General features: G+C 60.1%; 13 protein-coding genes. All 13 read left to right on the top strand.

Annotated elements, in window-relative coordinates:
• The first annotated feature begins 56 nt into the window (after positions 1-56).
• Positions 57-500, top strand: a complete 444-nt coding sequence (gene dksA, locus AC30D7_RS13045) for an RNA polymerase-binding protein DksA (RefSeq protein WP_490134330.1) — start codon at positions 57-59, stop codon at positions 498-500.
• Between the two features lie 170 nt (positions 501-670).
• Positions 671-1,564, top strand: coding sequence for a tRNA glutamyl-Q(34) synthetase GluQRS (gene gluQRS / locus AC30D7_RS13050; protein WP_490134331.1), 894 nt, complete (start codon positions 671-673; stop codon positions 1,562-1,564).
• Positions 1,565-1,641: 77 nt separating this feature from the next.
• Positions 1,642-1,818 (top strand): hypothetical protein, encoded by a 177-nt coding sequence (locus AC30D7_RS13055; protein WP_003176118.1) that lies wholly within the window; start codon positions 1,642-1,644, stop codon positions 1,816-1,818.
• A complete protein-coding gene (locus AC30D7_RS13060; protein WP_490134332.1) occupies positions 1,802-4,756 on the top strand; it encodes a sensor histidine kinase in 2,955 nt (984 codons plus the stop codon). Before AC30D7_RS13055 ends, AC30D7_RS13060 begins: the two co-directional genes overlap by 17 nt.
• A 22-nt stretch (positions 4,757-4,778) precedes the next feature.
• Entirely contained in the window at positions 4,779-6,218 is a 1,440-nt protein-coding gene (locus AC30D7_RS13065; RefSeq protein WP_490134333.1) for a sigma-54-dependent transcriptional regulator, read from the top strand.
• A 714-nt stretch (positions 6,219-6,932) separates the two neighbouring features.
• On the top strand, positions 6,933-8,333 hold the full coding sequence (locus AC30D7_RS13070) for a polynucleotide adenylyltransferase PcnB (protein WP_105343860.1): 1,401 nt from the start codon (positions 6,933-6,935) through the stop codon (positions 8,331-8,333).
• 3 nt (positions 8,334-8,336) lie between these two features.
• Complete coding sequence (folK, locus tag AC30D7_RS13075) at positions 8,337-8,822, top strand: 2-amino-4-hydroxy-6-hydroxymethyldihydropteridine diphosphokinase (protein WP_490134334.1); 486 nt, start codon at positions 8,337-8,339, stop codon at positions 8,820-8,822.
• Positions 8,823-9,200: 378 nt separating this feature from the next.
• On the top strand, positions 9,201-10,001 hold the full coding sequence (gene panB / locus AC30D7_RS13080) for a 3-methyl-2-oxobutanoate hydroxymethyltransferase (protein ID WP_490134335.1): 801 nt from the start codon (positions 9,201-9,203) through the stop codon (positions 9,999-10,001).
• On the top strand, positions 9,998-10,858 hold the full coding sequence (panC, locus tag AC30D7_RS13085) for a pantoate--beta-alanine ligase (protein ID WP_490134336.1): 861 nt from the start codon (positions 9,998-10,000) through the stop codon (positions 10,856-10,858). The genes panB and panC overlap by 4 nt, the downstream gene beginning before the upstream one ends.
• 187 nt (positions 10,859-11,045) lie before the next feature.
• Positions 11,046-11,426 carry an aspartate 1-decarboxylase gene (gene panD / locus AC30D7_RS13090; RefSeq protein WP_008153310.1) on the top strand — a complete coding sequence of 127 codons (381 nt, stop codon included), beginning with the start codon at positions 11,046-11,048 and terminating at the stop codon, positions 11,424-11,426.
• Positions 11,427-11,655: 229 nt separating this feature from the next.
• Entirely contained in the window at positions 11,656-13,320 is a 1,665-nt protein-coding gene (pgi, locus tag AC30D7_RS13095) for a glucose-6-phosphate isomerase (RefSeq protein ID WP_490134337.1), read from the top strand.
• Between the two features lie 203 nt (positions 13,321-13,523).
• Positions 13,524-15,461, top strand: coding sequence for an acetate--CoA ligase (acs, locus tag AC30D7_RS13100; RefSeq protein ID WP_490134338.1), 1,938 nt, complete (start codon positions 13,524-13,526; stop codon positions 15,459-15,461).
• A gap of 239 nt (positions 15,462-15,700) precedes the next feature.
• On the top strand, positions 15,701-16,717 hold the full coding sequence (locus tag AC30D7_RS13105) for a class I SAM-dependent rRNA methyltransferase (protein WP_490134339.1): 1,017 nt from the start codon (positions 15,701-15,703) through the stop codon (positions 16,715-16,717).
• The last annotated feature ends 36 nt before the right edge of the window (positions 16,718-16,753 follow it).

A 16,753-nucleotide genomic window follows, 5' to 3' on the forward strand; every position in this document is an offset into this window, starting at 1 on the left:
GTCGGTGATGGAGCAATCCTGCGCAATGGATTACAAGAGTAGAGGCGGTCTATTTCATGTCCACCCAAGCAAAGCAACAGGCAGTCCAGTCGATCAGTGGCTTCGAACCCTACAAAGAAGTGAAGGGCGAAGAGTACATGGGCAAGCCCATGCGCGCTCACTTCACCAAGATCCTGAACAAGTGGAAACAGGACTTGATGCAGGAAGTCGACCGTACCGTTGATCACATGAAGGACGAAGCGGCCAACTTCCCTGACCCGGCAGACCGTGCCAGCCAGGAAGAGGAATTCAGCCTCGAATTGCGCGCCCGCGACCGCGAGCGCAAGCTGATCAAGAAAATCGACAAGACCCTGCAATTGATCGAAGACGAAGAATACGGTTGGTGCGAGTCCTGCGGCGTCGAAATCGGCGTCAAGCGACTGGAAGCCCGCCCTACCGCCGACATGTGCGTTGACTGCAAGACCCTGGCGGAAATCAAGGAAAAGCAAGTCGGCAAGTAATCTCGACCTGAACGAAAAACGGAGCGTGCGAACGCTCCGTTTTTTGTTTCTGTGGGTCTCGCGATAGCGGCGTTACATTCACATCAATACTGACTGATCTATTGCTATCGCGAGCAGGCTCGCTCCCACAAGGTGGCTGGCTCTAGCCCAGACCAAGTAATATTGCCCTCATGATCATCCCCCCTTCTGCCTACATCGGCCGCTTCGCCCCCACGCCCAGCGGGCATCTGCATTTCGGTTCGCTGGTGGCCGCACTGGCCTCGTACCTCGACGCCCGTTCGGTCGGTGGTCGCTGGCTGGTGCGCATGGAAGATCTCGATCCGCCTCGGGAAGAGCCCGGCGCCCAGGCGGCGATTCTCAAGGCGCTGGAAAGCTACGGCTTCGAGTGGGATGGCGAGATGGTCCGACAGAGTGACCGCCACGCGGCTTACGCCGAAGTCCTCAATCGCCTGTTCAGCCAGGGCCTGGCCTACGCATGCACCTGCTCGCGCAAGCAACTGGAGCCGTATCATGGCATCTATCCCGGATTCTGCCGCAACGCGGGGCACGGTACCGAGGACGCGGCGATCCGCGTGCGCGTACCGGAGCTGGAATACCACTTCATCGACCGGGTGCAGGGCGAATTCCGTCAACACCTGGGCCGCGAGGTCGGCGACTTCGTGATTCGTCGCCGCGACGGGCTTTATGCCTACCAATTGGCGGTAGTCCTGGACGATGCCTGGCAAGGCATTACCGATATCGTGCGCGGCGCCGACCTGCTGGACTCCACGCCACGCCAGCTCTATCTGCAAGAATTGCTCGGCCTGCCGCAACCGCGCTATCTGCACATCCCGCTGATTACCCAGCCGGACGGCCACAAACTCGGAAAATCCTATCGCTCGCCACCGCTGACCGAAGATCAGGCTACACCGCTGTTACTGCGCGCACTGCGGGCGCTGGGGCACACTCCCGTTATCGAACTCAATGACGCCACGCCTCGGGAAGTGCTGAATTGGGGTATTGCCCACTGGGATGCGTCGCTGATCCCGCGCACACTGACCTTGCCCGAAGCGCAACTGCAGTGATGCCACTTGCAGTGGCGCACCCATCCGTTACCATCGCCGCACGTTTTCGGGCACGCGCATAAAAGAGAGAGGCCGGGATGTACATCTATCGCTTGGTCCTGCTCCTGGTAGTGGGGATTTATCTGTTTTCCCCGGCCATCATGGATTGGTGGATCGACGCCACTGGCGCCTGGTATCGCCCTTATTTGCTCTGGCTGATTCTGATCGTCGTGACCTTCATCCTGCAGAGCCAAAAAGATGCCGATGAGCTTTAGCCTGACCCAGATGATCCTGATCAGCGCCGCGTACCTGGCGGTGCTGTTCGGTGTAGCCTGGATCAGTGAACGGGGCATGATCCCCCGGGCGATCATTCGCCATCCGCTGACCTACACCCTGTCGCTGGGTGTTTATGCCAGTGCCTGGGCGTTTTACGGCACGGTGGGCCTGGCCTATCAGTACGGCTACGGTTTTCTGTCCAGCTACCTCGGGGTATCCGGGGCGTTTCTGCTGGCGCCGGTGCTTTTGTACCCGATCCTGAAGATCACCCGCACTTACCAACTCTCGTCGCTGGCCGATCTGTTTGCGTTCCGTTTTCGCAGTACCTGGGCCGGTGCGTTGACGACGGTTTTCATGCTGGTCGGCGTGCTGCCGTTGCTGGCATTGCAGATTCAGGCGGTGGCCGACTCCATCGGCATCCTCACTCGCGAGCCGGTGCAGCATCGCGTGGCCCTGAGTTTCTGCGCGCTGATTACGCTGTTCACGATTTTCTTCGGCTCGCGCCACATCGCCACCCGTGAGAAACATGAAGGCCTGGTGTTCGCGATTGCCTTCGAGTCGGTGATCAAGCTGATCGCGATTGGCGGCGTCGGCCTGTATGCACTTTATGGCGTGTTCGACGGCCCGCAACAGCTTGAGCTTTGGCTGCTGCAAAACCAGACCGCCCTCGCCGCCTTGCACACGCCATTGCAGGAAGGTCCATGGCGCACGCTGCTGCTGGTGTTCTTCGCCTCGGCGATCGTCATGCCGCACATGTACCACATGACCTTTACTGAAAACCTCAACCCGCGTTCGCTGGTCAGTGCGAGCTGGGGCTTGCCGCTGTTCCTGCTGCTGATGAGCCTGGCAGTGCCGTTGATTCTCTGGGCCGGGCTGAAACTCGGCGCCACCACCAACCCGGAATATTTCACCTTGGGCATCGGCATCGCCGCCAACAGCAAAGCCCTGGCGCTGTTGGCGTATGTCGGTGGATTGTCGGCGGCCAGCGGGCTGATCATCGTTACTACGCTGGCGCTGTCCGGGATGGCACTGAACCACTTGGTGCTGCCGCTCTATCAGCCGCCGGCCGAGGGCAATATCTACCGCTGGCTGAAATGGACCCGCCGGGCGCTGATCGTCGCGATCATCATGGCCGGCTACGGTTTCTACCTGATGCTGGGCGCGGAACAGGACCTGGCCAATCTCGGCATCGTCGCCTTCGTCGCCACCTTGCAGTTCCTGCCGGGGGTGTTGTCGGTGCTGTACTGGCCGACCGCCAACCGTCGCGGCTTCATCGCAGGCCTCCTGGCGGGGATTCTGGTGTGGCTGGTGACCATGCTGCTGCCGCTGGTCGGCAATCTGCAAGGCTTCTACATTCCGTTGCTGAACATGATTTACGTGCTGGACGACACCAGCTGGCATATGGCGGCGATTGCCTCGCTGGCCGCCAACGTGCTGATGTTCACCCTGATCTCACTGTTCACCAACGCCAGCCCAGAAGAGGCCAGCGCCGCCGAAGCCTGCGCGGTGGACAATGTTCGCCGCCCGCAACGCCGCGAACTGCATGCCGCCTCGCCTCAGGAATTTGCCACGCAACTGGCCAAACCGCTGGGCGCCAAGGCAGCGCAGAAAGAAGTCGAACAAGCGCTGCGTGACCTTTATCTGCCGTTCGACGAACGCCGGCCTTACGCCTTGCGTCGTTTGCGTGACCGTATCGAAGCCAACCTCTCCGGCCTGATGGGTCCGAGTGTGGCGCAGGACATGGTCGAAACCTTCCTGCCCTATAAGGCCGGCGGCGAAAACTACGTCACCGAAGACATCCACTTCATCGAAAGTCGCCTCGAGGATTACCACTCGCGCCTCACCGGCCTTGCCGCCGAACTCGATGCCCTGCGCCGCTACCACCGCCAAACCCTGCAGGAACTGCCGATGGGCGTGTGTTCGCTGGCCAAGGATCAGGAAATCCTCATGTGGAACAAAGCCATGGAGGAGCTGACCGGGATTGCCGCGCAGCGCGTGGTCGGTTCGCGCCTGAGTACCATTGCCGATCCATGGAAAGAGCTGCTGCAAGGCTTCATCAATCTGCCGGACGAACACTTGCACAAGCAGCACCTGGCCCTCGACGGCCAGACCCGCTGGCTGAACCTGCACAAAGCGGCGATCGACGAACCGCTGGCGCCGGGTAACAGCGGCCTGGTGCTGCTGGTGGAAGACCTGACCGAAACCCAGATGCTCGAAGACAAACTGGTGCACTCCGAGCGCTTGGCCAGTATCGGCCGACTGGCGGCCGGCGTAGCCCATGAAATCGGTAACCCGATCACCGGCATAGCCTGTCTTGCGCAAAACCTGCGCGAAGAGCGTGAAGAAGATGCCGAACTCACGGAAATCAGCGGACAGATCCTGGAGCAGACCAAACGCGTATCACGCATCGTTCAATCGCTGATGAGCTTCGCCCACGCGGGTGGTCATCAGCACAGCGACGAGCCCGTTTGTCTGGCGGAAGTGGCCCAGGATGCCATCGGCCTGCTGGCCTTGAACCGGCGCAATTTCGAAGTCCAGTTCTACAACCTGTGCGACCCCGATCACTGGGTCGAAGGCGACCCGCAGCGGCTCGCCCAGGTATTGATCAATCTGCTCTCAAACGCCCGTGACGCCTCGCCTCCGGGCAGTGCGGTGCGCGTCAAGAGCGAAGCCGGCGAACACACGGTCGATCTGATCGTCGAAGACGAAGGCAGCGGTATTCCCTCGAGCATCATGGACCGACTGTTCGAACCTTTCTTCACCACCAAGGATCCTGGCGAAGGCACCGGTCTGGGCCTTGCACTGGTCTATTCCATCGTTGAAGAGCATTATGGACAAATCACCATCGACAGCCCGGCTGATGTTCAAAGCCAACGCGGCACCCGTATCCGGGTGACCTTACCGCGTCATGTCGAAGCGACGTCCGCTGTGAACTGAGACCGTCGAGAGTATCGAATCAATGCCGCACATTTTGATCGTCGAAGACGAAACAATTATCCGCTCCGCCTTGCGCCGTCTGCTGGAACGTAACCAGTACCAGGTCAGCGAAGCCGGATCCGTGCAGGAAGCACAAGAGCGTTTCAGCATTCCCACGTTTGACCTGATCGTCAGTGACCTGCGCCTGCCGGGCGCGCCGGGTACCGAGTTGATCAAACTCGGCCAGGGCACTCCGGTGCTGATCATGACCAGTTACGCCAGCCTGCGTTCGGCCGTCGACTCCATGAAAATGGGCGCGGTGGACTACATCGCCAAGCCTTTCGATCACGACGAGATGCTCCAGGCCGTCGCGCGAATCCTGCGTGACCGGCAATCGGCGCAAGCCAGCGGTGAGCCGGTCGTCGGCAAAGCGTCCAATGGCGCCGCAGCCAAAAGCGGTGTCGACAACAGCAACGGCGAAATCGGCATCATCGGTTCTTGCCCGCCGATGCAGGACCTGTACAGCAAAATCCGTAAAGTCGCGCCGACCGATTCCAATGTCCTGATCCAGGGCGAATCCGGTACTGGTAAAGAACTGGTAGCACGTGCCCTTCACAACCTGTCCAAACGCGCCAAGGCACCGATGATTTCGGTGAACTGCGCAGCCATCCCGGAAAGCCTGATCGAGTCCGAACTGTTCGGCCACGAAAAAGGCGCGTTTACCGGCGCCAGCGCCGGGCGTGCCGGGTTGGTGGAAGCGGCTGACGGCGGCACCTTGTTCCTCGATGAAATCGGTGAACTGCCACTGGAAGCCCAGGCCCGCCTGTTGCGCGTATTGCAGGAAGGTGAAATCCGCCGGGTTGGCTCGGTCCAGTCGCAGAAGGTCGATGTACGCCTGATCGCCGCGACCCACCGGGACCTCAAGAGCCTGGCGAAGATCGGCCAGTTCCGTGAAGACTTGTATTACCGCCTCCACGTGATCGCCCTGAAACTGCCGGCCCTGCGCGAGCGCGGTGCGGACGTCAACGAAATTGCCAATGCGTTCCTGGCGCGGCAGAGCGCGCGGGTCAACCGCACCGACCTGAAATTTGCCCCGGATGCCGAGCAGGCGATCCGGCATTACTCTTGGCCGGGTAACGTTCGCGAACTGGAAAACGCGGTCGAGCGTGCGGTGATTCTCTGCGAGAGCCCGGAAATTTCCGCCGAGCTGCTGGGCATCGACATCGAACTCAGCGATCTGGAAGACGACGACTTCATTGGCCTCGCGCCCCAGCAGGGCAACAACGCCGGTAACACCAGCCACGAACCGACCGAAGATCTGTCCCTGGAAGACTACTTCCAGCACTTCGTGCTCGAGCATCAGGATCACATGACCGAAACCGAACTGGCCCGCAAACTCGGGGTCAGTCGCAAATGCTTGTGGGAACGCCGTCAGCGCCTGGGCATCCCGCGGCGCAAGACCGGGGTGGCCAGCGAGAGCTGAACTGCGCCTGTCAGATGCGCGGGTAACACGTGACATTGTGGAAAAACTGTTACCTCAGCTTTTTCACGTAACAGAAGCCGGGGCTTACGGTAACGAAGCCCCGGTTTTTTTTGACCTCGAAAAGCCCCATTAGCCCGCCTAACCCCTTGTTTTATTGGACTTCACAAAAGTTGGCACGCACCCTGCTATATGTTCAGTACAAGAACAATAACAAGTAATGCACAAGACAATAAAAATAAGACGAATCGACTCACGCACAATAAAAACAAGACGGCGAGAGGCGTAGCTAACTGATTCTTTTGGAGAGGCGTTGCATTTGGGGCATGCCCCGCAACCAGGCTGAGAACAATAAAAAACTGTCCCGAGACAGTGCCTGAACTGGTTGGATCACACGATCATAGCAACACAGCGACCAAAGCAATCCGTTTGCTCTTGGCTCCCGATTGGGAGGGTCATGAAGGAAAACTTCATGGCGAGGGCGCTCAACAAAAACAAGAAGCCCGAAACCAATAATAAAAATAGAGCACGCAACTACTTCTGGGGGAGCTTCGGCTCCCCTTGTGGTTTCTGGCGTTCAGCATTCTCGCCGCTACGACATGCCCTTCAAGTGGTTTCGCAGCTTCCTACACCATCCCCCGACTAAATGCTAGAATCCCGGCCCATCATGCGGTCATTCTTCGTTATGGCCGAACATTCCTTCAAACAGTGCATCCCATGCTGAAGAAGCTGTTCCAGTCATTCCGTTCTCCCCTGCGTCGTACGCAACACATCCGCAGCACGCCTGAAGTGCTCAATAGCGGCCAACATTCGCTGCAAAAGGCGCAATTCAGCCGTTACGCGGTCAACATCGTCGAACGCTTGCAGAACGCCGGTTACCAGGCTTACCTGGTCGGCGGCTGCGTGCGTGACATGCTGCTCGGCATCACGCCGAAAGATTTCGACGTCGCCACCAGTGCCACCCCTGAACAGGTACGCGCCGAATTCCGCAACGCGCGGATCATTGGTCGTCGCTTCAAACTGGTGCATATCCACTTTGGCCGCGAAATCATCGAAGTCGCGACCTTCCGCGCCAATCACCCGCAAAACGACGAGGACGAAGACAGCAACCAGTCTTCCCGCAACGAAAGCGGGCGCATCCTGCGCGATAACGTCTACGGCACCCTGGAAGAAGACGCGCAACGCCGCGACTTCACCATCAACGCCTTGTATTACGATCCGGTCAGCGAGCGCATTCTCGACTACGCCAATGGCGTACACGACATCCGCAATCACCTGATTCGCCTGATCGGCGATCCGAAGCAGCGCTACCAGGAAGACCCGGTGCGGATGCTGCGGGCCGTGCGTTTCGCCGCCAAGCTGAATTTCGGCATAGAGAAGCACAGCGCCCTACCGATCCGCGATCTGGCACCGATGCTGCGCGAGATCCCGTCAGCCCGTCTGTTTGAAGAAGTGCTCAAGCTGTTCCTCTCCGGCCACGCTGCGGACACCTTCGAGATGCTGGTCGACCTGCAGCTGTTCGATCCGCTGTTCCCGGCCAGTGCCGAGGCGCTGGAATACAACCCGACGTACACCCACACGCTGATCAGTGAAGCACTGATCAACACGGACTTGCGGATCAAGCAGAACAAACCGGTCACCCCGGCGTTCCTGTTCGCCGCCCTGCTCTGGCCTGCCCTGCCGGCCCGCGTGCTGCGCTTGCAAGAACGTGGCATGCCGCCGATTCCGGCGATGCAGGAAGCAGCGCACGAGTTGATTGCCGAACAGTGCCAGCGTATTGCGATTCCGAAACGCTTCACCATGCCGATCCGCGAGATCTGGGACATGCAGGAGCGTCTGCCGCGTCGCAGCGGCAAGCGGGCCGACCTATTGCTGGACAACCCGCGGTTCCGTGCCGGTTACGACTTCCTGCTGCTGCGCGAAAGCGCTGGCGAACAGACCGATGGCCTGGGCGAGTGGTGGACCGACTATCAGGACGCCAACGACAGCGAACGTCGGGACATGATCCGCGACCTAAGTGGTAAGGACGATGGCAGTGGGGCTCCGCGCAAACGTCGCCGCAGTGGCGGTGCCAAGCGCAAACGCGCTGCCGGCGCTTCGAGCACGACAGGCGAATAAGCCATGGAACGCATCTACATCGGCATGGGCAGCAATCTGGCTGACCCCGCCGAACAGTTGCGCAGCGCTGTCGAGGCCTTGGCGCGATTGCCGCAGACCGAACTGGTCGGGGTTTCCGGGTTTTATCAAAGCGACTCGCTGCTGCCCGGCCAACCGCGTTATACCAACGCGGTGGCGGCCCTCGATAGCAGCCTCGCGCCGCTGGAGCTGCTCGATGCCCTGCAAGCCATCGAGAACGGACAAGGCCGCCAACGTCTTGAACGCTGGGGCCCGCGCACGCTGGATCTGGACATCGTGCTGTTCGGTGATCGACTGATCGACGAACCCCGCCTCAAAGTCCCTCACTATCACCTGCAGGAACGAGCCTTTGTGCTCTATCCGCTGGCCGAACTGGCACCGGCGGACTTGCGCCTGGCCGATGGCCGCACCCTCGCGGAATTACTCGCTGCCTGCCCGTTCGTCGGCCTGGAACGCCTGCCGCCGATTTAACGCTAATCCCTTGTGGGAGCGGGCTTGCTCGCGAAGACGGCTTATCATTCGACATTGATGTTGACTGACACTCCGCTTTCGCGAGCAAGCCCGCTCCCACATTGGTTTTGTGGCCGGTGCCAGATCTCGCCTCACAAATACCTGCTGAATCGCATCAGTAACGTCGGTAACACCCCACACGTAACAATGCGGTAACACATGCAATTGACTTCCCGGGTTCTCCTCACGACTATAGGCGTCCCGCTGCCGCCAACGCGGCGCTAAAGGGCGCAGTCCAGGCCTTACAAGCACCACGAAAGAGGGTGCGCCTGTATAAATGACGAATCACGCGCGTTACTCGCAGTAGTTTTCATAGCGCCTGTAATGAGGATTTTTTTCATGCCAGCCATCACCCTGACCACGCTCCAGAGCCTCAAGCAGAAAGGTGAAAAGATCACCATGCTGACCTGCTATGACGCGACCTTCGCCCACGCCTGCAATGAGGCCGGGGTTGAAGTGCTGCTGGTGGGCGACTCCCTCGGCATGGTCTTGCAAGGTCACGACAGCACCCTGCCGGTGACCACTGCTGAAATGGCCTACCACGTGGCAGCCGTCAAACGCGGCAACACCGATGCCCTGATCCTCGCCGATCTGCCCTTCATGGCCTATGCCACCCTCGATCAAACCATGACCAACAGCGCCCTGTTGATGCAGGCCGGTGCGCACATGGTCAAGGTTGAAGGGGCATTGTGGCTCGCGGACTCGATCCGTCTGTTGGCCGAACGCGGTATCCCGGTGTGCGCGCACATGGGGCTGACGCCGCAATCGGTGAACATCCTTGGTGGCTATAAAGTCCAGGGCCGCAACGAGAACCAGGCACGGCAGATGCGTGCCGACGCGATTTCCCTGGAACAGGCCGGCGCGGCCATGCTGCTGCTCGAATGCGTGCCGAGCGAACTGGCCGAAGAAATCAGCCAGGCAGTGAAGATCCCGGTAATCGGCATCGGCGCCGGCAATGGCACCGACGGTCAGGTCCTGGTCCTGCACGACATGCTGGGCTTGTCCATTACCGGCCGCGTACCAAAGTTCGTGAAGAACTTCATGACCGACCAAACCAGCATTCAAGCAGCCTTGAGCGCTTACGTCACTGAAGTCAAAGCGGCGACTTTCCCTGGCCTCGAACACGGATTCTCTGCATGAACACCGTAAAAACCGTACGCGAACTGCGGGCCGCGGTGGCCCGCGCCCGTAGCGAAGGCAAGCGCATCGGCTTTGTGCCGACCATGGGCAACCTGCACAGCGGGCATATCGCGCTGATTACCAAAGCCACCCAACGGGTGGATTTCGTGGTCGCGAGCATTTTCGTCAACCCGCTGCAATTCGGCGCCGGCGAAGACCTCGACAAATACCCGAGAACCCTGGCTGCCGATCAGGAAAAACTGCTCCAGGCCGGTTGCCATCTGCTGTTTGCCCCGACCGTCGAAGAAATGTACCCCGACGGCATGGCCGGCCAGACCCGCGTCAGTGTTCCGCAACTGTCTGAAGGCCTGTGCGGCGCCAGCCGTCCGGGGCATTTCGAAGGCGTCGCGACGGTAGTCAGCAAACTGTTCAACATGGTCCAGCCGGACCTGGCGATCTTTGGCCAGAAAGACTTCCAGCAACTGGCGGTGATTCGCGCCCTGGTGCACGACCTGAACATGCCGATCCAGATCATCGGCGAACCGACCGTACGGGCCGCCGACGGTCTCGCGCTGTCGTCGCGCAATGGTTTTCTCAGCGAAGAACAGCGGGCCATCGCGCCGGAGGTCTATCGCACCCTGACCCGGATCAGCGACGCGATCAAACAGGGAGAACGCGACTACCCCTCGCTGATCAACGAGCAGATCAAGCAACTGGAAGCCGCCGGCCTGCGTCCGGATTACCTGGAAATTCGCCATGCGCTGACCTTGCGTCCGGCGACGACCGAAGATCGGGATCTGGTGATTCTGGTAGCGGCGTTCCTGGGCACGACGCGGTTGATCGACAACCTGCATCTGAACCTCGACGCACCCGCATAACTCCCCCTGTGGGAGCGGGCTTGCTCGGGAAGAGGCCAGCACATTCAATGACGATGTTGGATGTGCTGGCCTCTTCGCGAGCAAGCCCGCTCCCACATTAGGTCGACGTCGTTTCCAGACTGTATTGCCGCCCACAAAGCCTTCGGGCAAACTGCCCCCCGTTCGATTCCGACCCGGGGAAACACTCATGCACGCCATCATGCTCAAGGCCAAGCTGCATCGCGCCGAAGTCACCCATGCTGTACTCGATTACGAAGGCTCTTGCGCCATCGACGGTGAATGGCTGGATTTGTCTGGTATCCGTGAGTACGAACAGATCCAGATCTACAACATCGACAACGGCGAACGCTTCACCACCTACGCGATTCGTGGCGAAGAAGGTTCGCGCATGATCTCTGTCAACGGTGCCGCGGCCCACAAGGCCAAGGTCGGCGACCGCGTGATCATCTGCGCTTACGCCCACTACAGCGAAGCCGAACTGCTCAACTTCAAGCCGCGCATGCTCTACATGGCGCCGGGTAACGAACTGAGCCACACCAGCAACGCCATTCCGGTTCAGGTCGCCTGACCTCACCGCGCCCTGCTGCAAGCCTTCCGTTTGTCGGACCACTCTCGGTTGAATGTTAAAAAAGTACCGAGAGCAGGTCAGACAAAGTCAAGACAGATTGCAGCGCGAGGTTTACTGTATTCGCCCTGCGCCAGAAATCGTGTCGACGCAGTTGACCGGACGCCCACCCGCAGCGCTCCGGGTTTTTTAGTGTTCAAAAGGCCGTTCAAGTAAAAGGAAAACCGCAGCGATGGCGTATTACCGCACTCCTCACGACGTTACCGCTCTGCCCGCTTGGCAAGCGCTGAATGACCACCGCCAAGCCATGCAGGATTTCAGCATGCGCGAAGCCTTTAATGCTGATCCGCAGCGTTTTACTCAATTCACCCTCAGCAGCTGCGGCCTGTTTCTCGACTACTCGAAGAACCTGATCAACGCCGAGACCCGCAACCTGCTGGTGGGTCTGGCCAACGAAGTCGACCTCAAAGGCGCGATCAAGGCGCTGTTCGAGGGCGAAATCGTCAACGCTTCCGAAGGGCGTCCGGCCCTGCACACTGCACTGCGCCGCCCAGTGGGAGACAAACTGTCGGTCAACGGCGTCAACGTGATGCCTGACGTGCACAAGGTGCTGAACCAGATCACCGACCTCGTGGGCCGGATCCACGATGGTCTGTGGCGCGGTTACACCGAGAAGCCAATCACTGACGTGGTGAACATCGGCATCGGTGGTTCGTTCCTCGGCCCTGAGCTGGTGTCCGAAGCGCTGCTGTCCTACGCCCAGAAAGGCGTGCGTTGCCATTACCTGGCGAACATCGACGGCAGTGAATTCCACGAGCTGACCATGAAGCTGCGCGCCGAGACCACGCTGTTCATCGTCTCGTCGAAATCCTTCAACACCCTCGAAACCCTGAAAAACGCCCAGGCCGCCCGCGCCTGGTACCTGGCTCAGGGTGGTTCGGAAGCCGAGCTGTACCGTCACTTCATCGCCGTTTCCAGCAACAACGCGGCGGCCGTGGCGTTCGGTATCCGCGAAGAGAACATCTTCCCGATGTGGGACTGGGTCGGCGGCCGTTACTCGCTGTGGTCGGCCATCGGTTTGCCGATTGCCCTGGCCATCGGTATGTCGAACTTCAAGGAGCTGCTGTCCGGTGCCTACACCATGGACCAGCATTTCCAGAGCGCCCCATTCGAACAGAACATGCCAGTGCTGCTGGCGTTGCTCGGCGTCTGGTACGGCAACTTCTGGGGCGCGCAGAGCCACGCGATCCTGCCGTACGACCACTACCTGCGCAACATCACCAAGCACTTGCAACAGCTGGACATGGAATCCAACGGCAAGAGCGTACGCCAGGACGGCACGCCGGTGTCCACCGATACCGGCCCGGTGATCTGGGGCGGCGTCGGCTGCAACGGTCAGCATGCTTACCACCAGTTGCTGCACCAGGGCACCCAACTGATCCCGGCCGATTTCATTGTGCCGATCGTCAGCTTCAACCCGGTGTCCGACCACCACCAATGGCTGTACGCCAACTGCCTGTCGCAAAGCCAGGCGCTGATGCTCGGCAAGACCCTTGCCGAAGCCGAGGCAGAGCTGCGCGACAAAGGCATGAGTGAAGCCGAGGTGAAAAAGCTTGCAGCGCACAAGGTGATTCCGGGCAACCGTCCGAGCAATACCCTGGTGGTCGAGCGCATCAGCCCGCGTCGCCTCGGCGCACTGGTGGCGATGTACGAACACAAAGTCTTCGTGCAAAGCGTGGTCTGGGGCATCAATGCCTTCGACCAGTGGGGCGTGGAGTTGGGCAAGGAGCTGGGCAAAGGCGTCTACAACCGCCTGGTCGGCAGCGAAGAAACCCCGGCCGACGATGCTTCCACCCAAGGCCTGATCAACTACTTCCGTGGTCGTCACCGCGGGTGATCTGACGCCCCTCCCCCTGGTCAGCACTGATCCTGTGGGAGCGGGCTTGCTCGCGAAAGCGGTGTATCCGTCGACACCTATGTTGAATGGAAAAACCGCTTTCGCGAGCAAGCCCGCTCCCACATTGGTTCTATGTACACTTGAACTCAATATTCACAGGGCGCATCTTTATTCTTGTCGCAATACAAGAATAAGGAACCGTCATGTTCGATATCAGCACGTTCCCCAAAGCCGATGCCGTCCGCCGGGCTGCACAGTTGAGTCAGGACGACTATCAGCGCCTGTACCGCGAATCCATTGAACACCCCAGCACCTTCTGGGCCGAACAGGCCACCCGGTTCCTCGACTGGAGCGCGCCGTGGCAGACCGTTCAGCGGTACGACCTGAAAACCGGAGACGCAAGCTGGTTTGCCGGCGGAAAGTTAAACGTCAGCTACAACTGCATCGACCGTCACCTGGAAAATCGTGGCGATCAAACCGCAATCATCTGGGAAGGTGATGACCCCGCCGAATCCACCCAGATCACCTACAAAAAACTCCATCACAACGTCTGTCGACTGGCCAACGTGCTCAAAAGCCGTGGCGTGAAGAAGGGCGACCGCGTGTGCATCTACATGCCGATGATCCCCGAAGCCGCCTACGCCATGCTCGCCTGTGCGCGGATCGGCGCGATTCATTCGGTGGTTTTCGGCGGATTCTCCCCGGACTCGCTGCGTGACCGGATCCTCGACGCCGACTGCCGCACCGTGATCACCGCCGACGAAGGTGTGCGTGGCGGAAAACTCGTGCCGCTCAAACAGAACGTCGACAAGGCCCTGCAAAGTTGCCCGCATGTCAGCAGCGTGATCGTGGTCGAGCGCACCCAAAACCCGGTGAATTGGGTTGAAAACCGTGACCTCTGGTATCACCAGGCCCTGCGCGATGTGGGTGACGATTGCCCACCAGAGCCGATGGACGCCGAAGACCCGCTGTTCATCCTCTACACCTCCGGCAGCACCGGCAAACCCAAAGGCGTGCTGCACACCACCGGCGGCTACTTGCTGCAAGCAGCGATGACCTTCAAATACGTACTCGACTATCGCGACGGTGAAGTCTTCTGGTGCACCGCCGACGTCGGCTGGGTCACCGGCCACAGCTACATCGTCTATGGGCCGCTGGCCAATGGGGCGACTACGCTGATCTTCGAAGGCGTCCCAAGCTACCCCAGCACCTCGCGCTTCTGGCAGGTGATCGACAAGCACCACGTGAACATCTTCTACACCGCCCCGACCGCCTTGCGCGCGTTGATGCGTGAAGGCCCCGAGCCGTTGAAGGAAACGTCCCGCGAGAGCCTGCGATTACTCGGCACTGTCGGCGAGCCGATTAACCCGGAAGCCTGGGAGTGGTATTTCAATACGGTCGGCGAGCAACGCTGCCCAATTGTCGATACCTGGTGGCAGACCGAAACCGGCGGCATCATGCTCAGCCCGCTGGTCAGCACCCAACGGGTCAAACCCGGTTGCGCCACCCAACCGATGTTCGGCGTACAACCGGTGTTACTCGATGAACAAGGCAAGGAAATCAAAGGCGCCGGCAGTGGCGTGCTGGCCATCAAGTCCAGCTGGCCGGGGCAGATCCGCAGCGTCTACGGCGATCCGAAACGGATGGTCGAAACCTACTTCAAACCCTACCCCGGCTACTACTTCACCGGCGATGGCGCACGCCGCGACGAGGACGGCGATTACTGGATCACCGGGCGCATCGACGACGTGATCAACGTCTCCGGGCACCGCATCGGCACCGCCGAAGTGGAGAGCGCGCTGGTGCTGCACGACAGCATTGCCGAGGCCGCCGTGGTCGGTTACCCCCATGACATCAAAGGCCAGGGCATCTACGCCTTCGTCACCCCCATGAACGGCATCGACCCCAACGACGATCTGAAGAAAGAACTGCTGGCCCATGTCAGCCAGGAAATCGGCAGCTTCGCCAAACCGGACTTGATCCAGTGGGCCCCGGCCCTGCCGAAAACCCGTTCGGGCAAGATCATGCGACGGATCCTGCGCAAGATCGCCTGCAACGAACTGGACAGCCTGGGCGACACCTCGACCCTCGCCGACCCGAGCGTGGTGCAGGGTTTGATCGACAAACGCCTGAACTCGTAGATCGCTCGCGCAACCGCCGTTTGGCCGAACCATTCGGCGGGTTGCGCAAGCAAGCCCGCTCCCACAGGGTGATCTTCAGTGAACACGAAAATTGTGCCGCACCTAAATCCACTGTGGGAGCGGGCTTGCCCGCGAAGACGGCGGCACAGTCACCACATCCCTCGCATTTGCCACCCAAACTCAAAGCCCATAGCTGTTAAACTCCCGCGCCCCCAATTCCCTCCAGCAAGGCGCCCAGCATGTCTTCCTTGAATCAGGCGCTGTGCGCCGCCCTTGATCGTCGCCAGGACCTGCTCGCCGAGCTGCATCAGCAAGGCACCGATTGCTATCGCCTGTTCCACGGCAGCCAGGAAGGTGCCGGCGGTTTGACCATCGACCGCTACGGCCCACAACTGTTAGTGCAAAGCTTTCACCAGTCACTGGAGCGTGACGCCCTGTTGCAATTGCACGAGATCGTCAATCAACAGCTGGGGCTCGATAGCCTGCTGGTCTACAACGACCGTTCTCGCGGCAACTCGCGCATCGACCGCGAAGACACCGTCTACCGCGCCGACGAAGCTGCCCTGCAAGATTTGATCGGCCATGAATGGGGGCTGAACTACCGGGTTCGCGGGCGCCATGCCGGCCAGGACCCGTTGCTGTTTCTCGACCTGCGCAACGCCCGCGGCTGGGTCAAGGCACACAGCAAAAACAAAAGTGTGCTGAACCTGTTTGCCTACACCTGTGGCGTCGGTCTCTGCGCTGCGGCCGGTGGTGCCAGCGAGGTGTGCAACCTGGACTTTGCCGAAGGCAACTTGGCGGTCGGCCGCGAAAACGGTCTGCTCAACCCGCAATTGCCGACCATGGAGTTCATCCAATCCGATTACTTCCCGGCGATTCGTCAATTGGCCGGCCTGCCGATCAGCCAGCGTCGCGGCCAGAAGCTGCCGAGTTATCAACGTCTGGAACCGCGTCAATACGATCTGGTGCTGCTCGATCCACCGGCCTGGGCCAAGAGTGCTTTCGGCACGGTCGACCTGTTGCGCGACTACCAGAGCCTGCTCAAACCGGCACTGCTGACCACTGCCGACAATGGCGTGCTGATCTGCTGCAACAACCTGGCGAAGGTCAGCATGGACGATTGGCGCGGACAGGTGCTGCGCTGCGCAGAGAAGGCCGGACGCCCGGTGCGTGAGTGGACAGCGCTGACACCGGGCAGCGACTTTCCGTCGATGGATCAACAACCGCCGCTGAAAACGCTGATCCTGCAGCTCTGAAAATCCACACCCGTTATCAGACAAATCCTATAAAGC

This window comes from Pseudomonas sp. DF5 (genome assembly GCF_058148225.1).

Coding starts and splice junctions, on each gene's coding strand:
- dksA (WP_490134330.1), top strand. CDS start 57: ATGTCCACCCAAGCAAAGCAACAGGCAGTCCAGTCGATCAGTGGCTTC.
- AC30D7_RS13060 (WP_490134332.1), top strand. CDS start 1,802: ATGCCGATGAGCTTTAGCCTGACCCAGATGATCCTGATCAGCGCCGCG.
- acs (WP_490134338.1), top strand. CDS start 13,524: ATGTTCGATATCAGCACGTTCCCCAAAGCCGATGCCGTCCGCCGGGCT.
- folK (WP_490134334.1), top strand. CDS start 8,337: ATGGAACGCATCTACATCGGCATGGGCAGCAATCTGGCTGACCCCGCC.
- panB (WP_490134335.1), top strand. CDS start 9,201: ATGCCAGCCATCACCCTGACCACGCTCCAGAGCCTCAAGCAGAAAGGT.
- gluQRS (WP_490134331.1), top strand. CDS start 671: ATGATCATCCCCCCTTCTGCCTACATCGGCCGCTTCGCCCCCACGCCC.
- AC30D7_RS13055 (WP_003176118.1), top strand. CDS start 1,642: ATGTACATCTATCGCTTGGTCCTGCTCCTGGTAGTGGGGATTTATCTG.
- pgi (WP_490134337.1), top strand. CDS start 11,656: ATGGCGTATTACCGCACTCCTCACGACGTTACCGCTCTGCCCGCTTGG.
- panD (WP_008153310.1), top strand. CDS start 11,046: ATGCACGCCATCATGCTCAAGGCCAAGCTGCATCGCGCCGAAGTCACC.
- panC (WP_490134336.1), top strand. CDS start 9,998: ATGAACACCGTAAAAACCGTACGCGAACTGCGGGCCGCGGTGGCCCGC.
- AC30D7_RS13070 (WP_105343860.1), top strand. CDS start 6,933: ATGCTGAAGAAGCTGTTCCAGTCATTCCGTTCTCCCCTGCGTCGTACG.
- AC30D7_RS13065 (WP_490134333.1), top strand. CDS start 4,779: ATGCCGCACATTTTGATCGTCGAAGACGAAACAATTATCCGCTCCGCC.
- AC30D7_RS13105 (WP_490134339.1), top strand. CDS start 15,701: ATGTCTTCCTTGAATCAGGCGCTGTGCGCCGCCCTTGATCGTCGCCAG.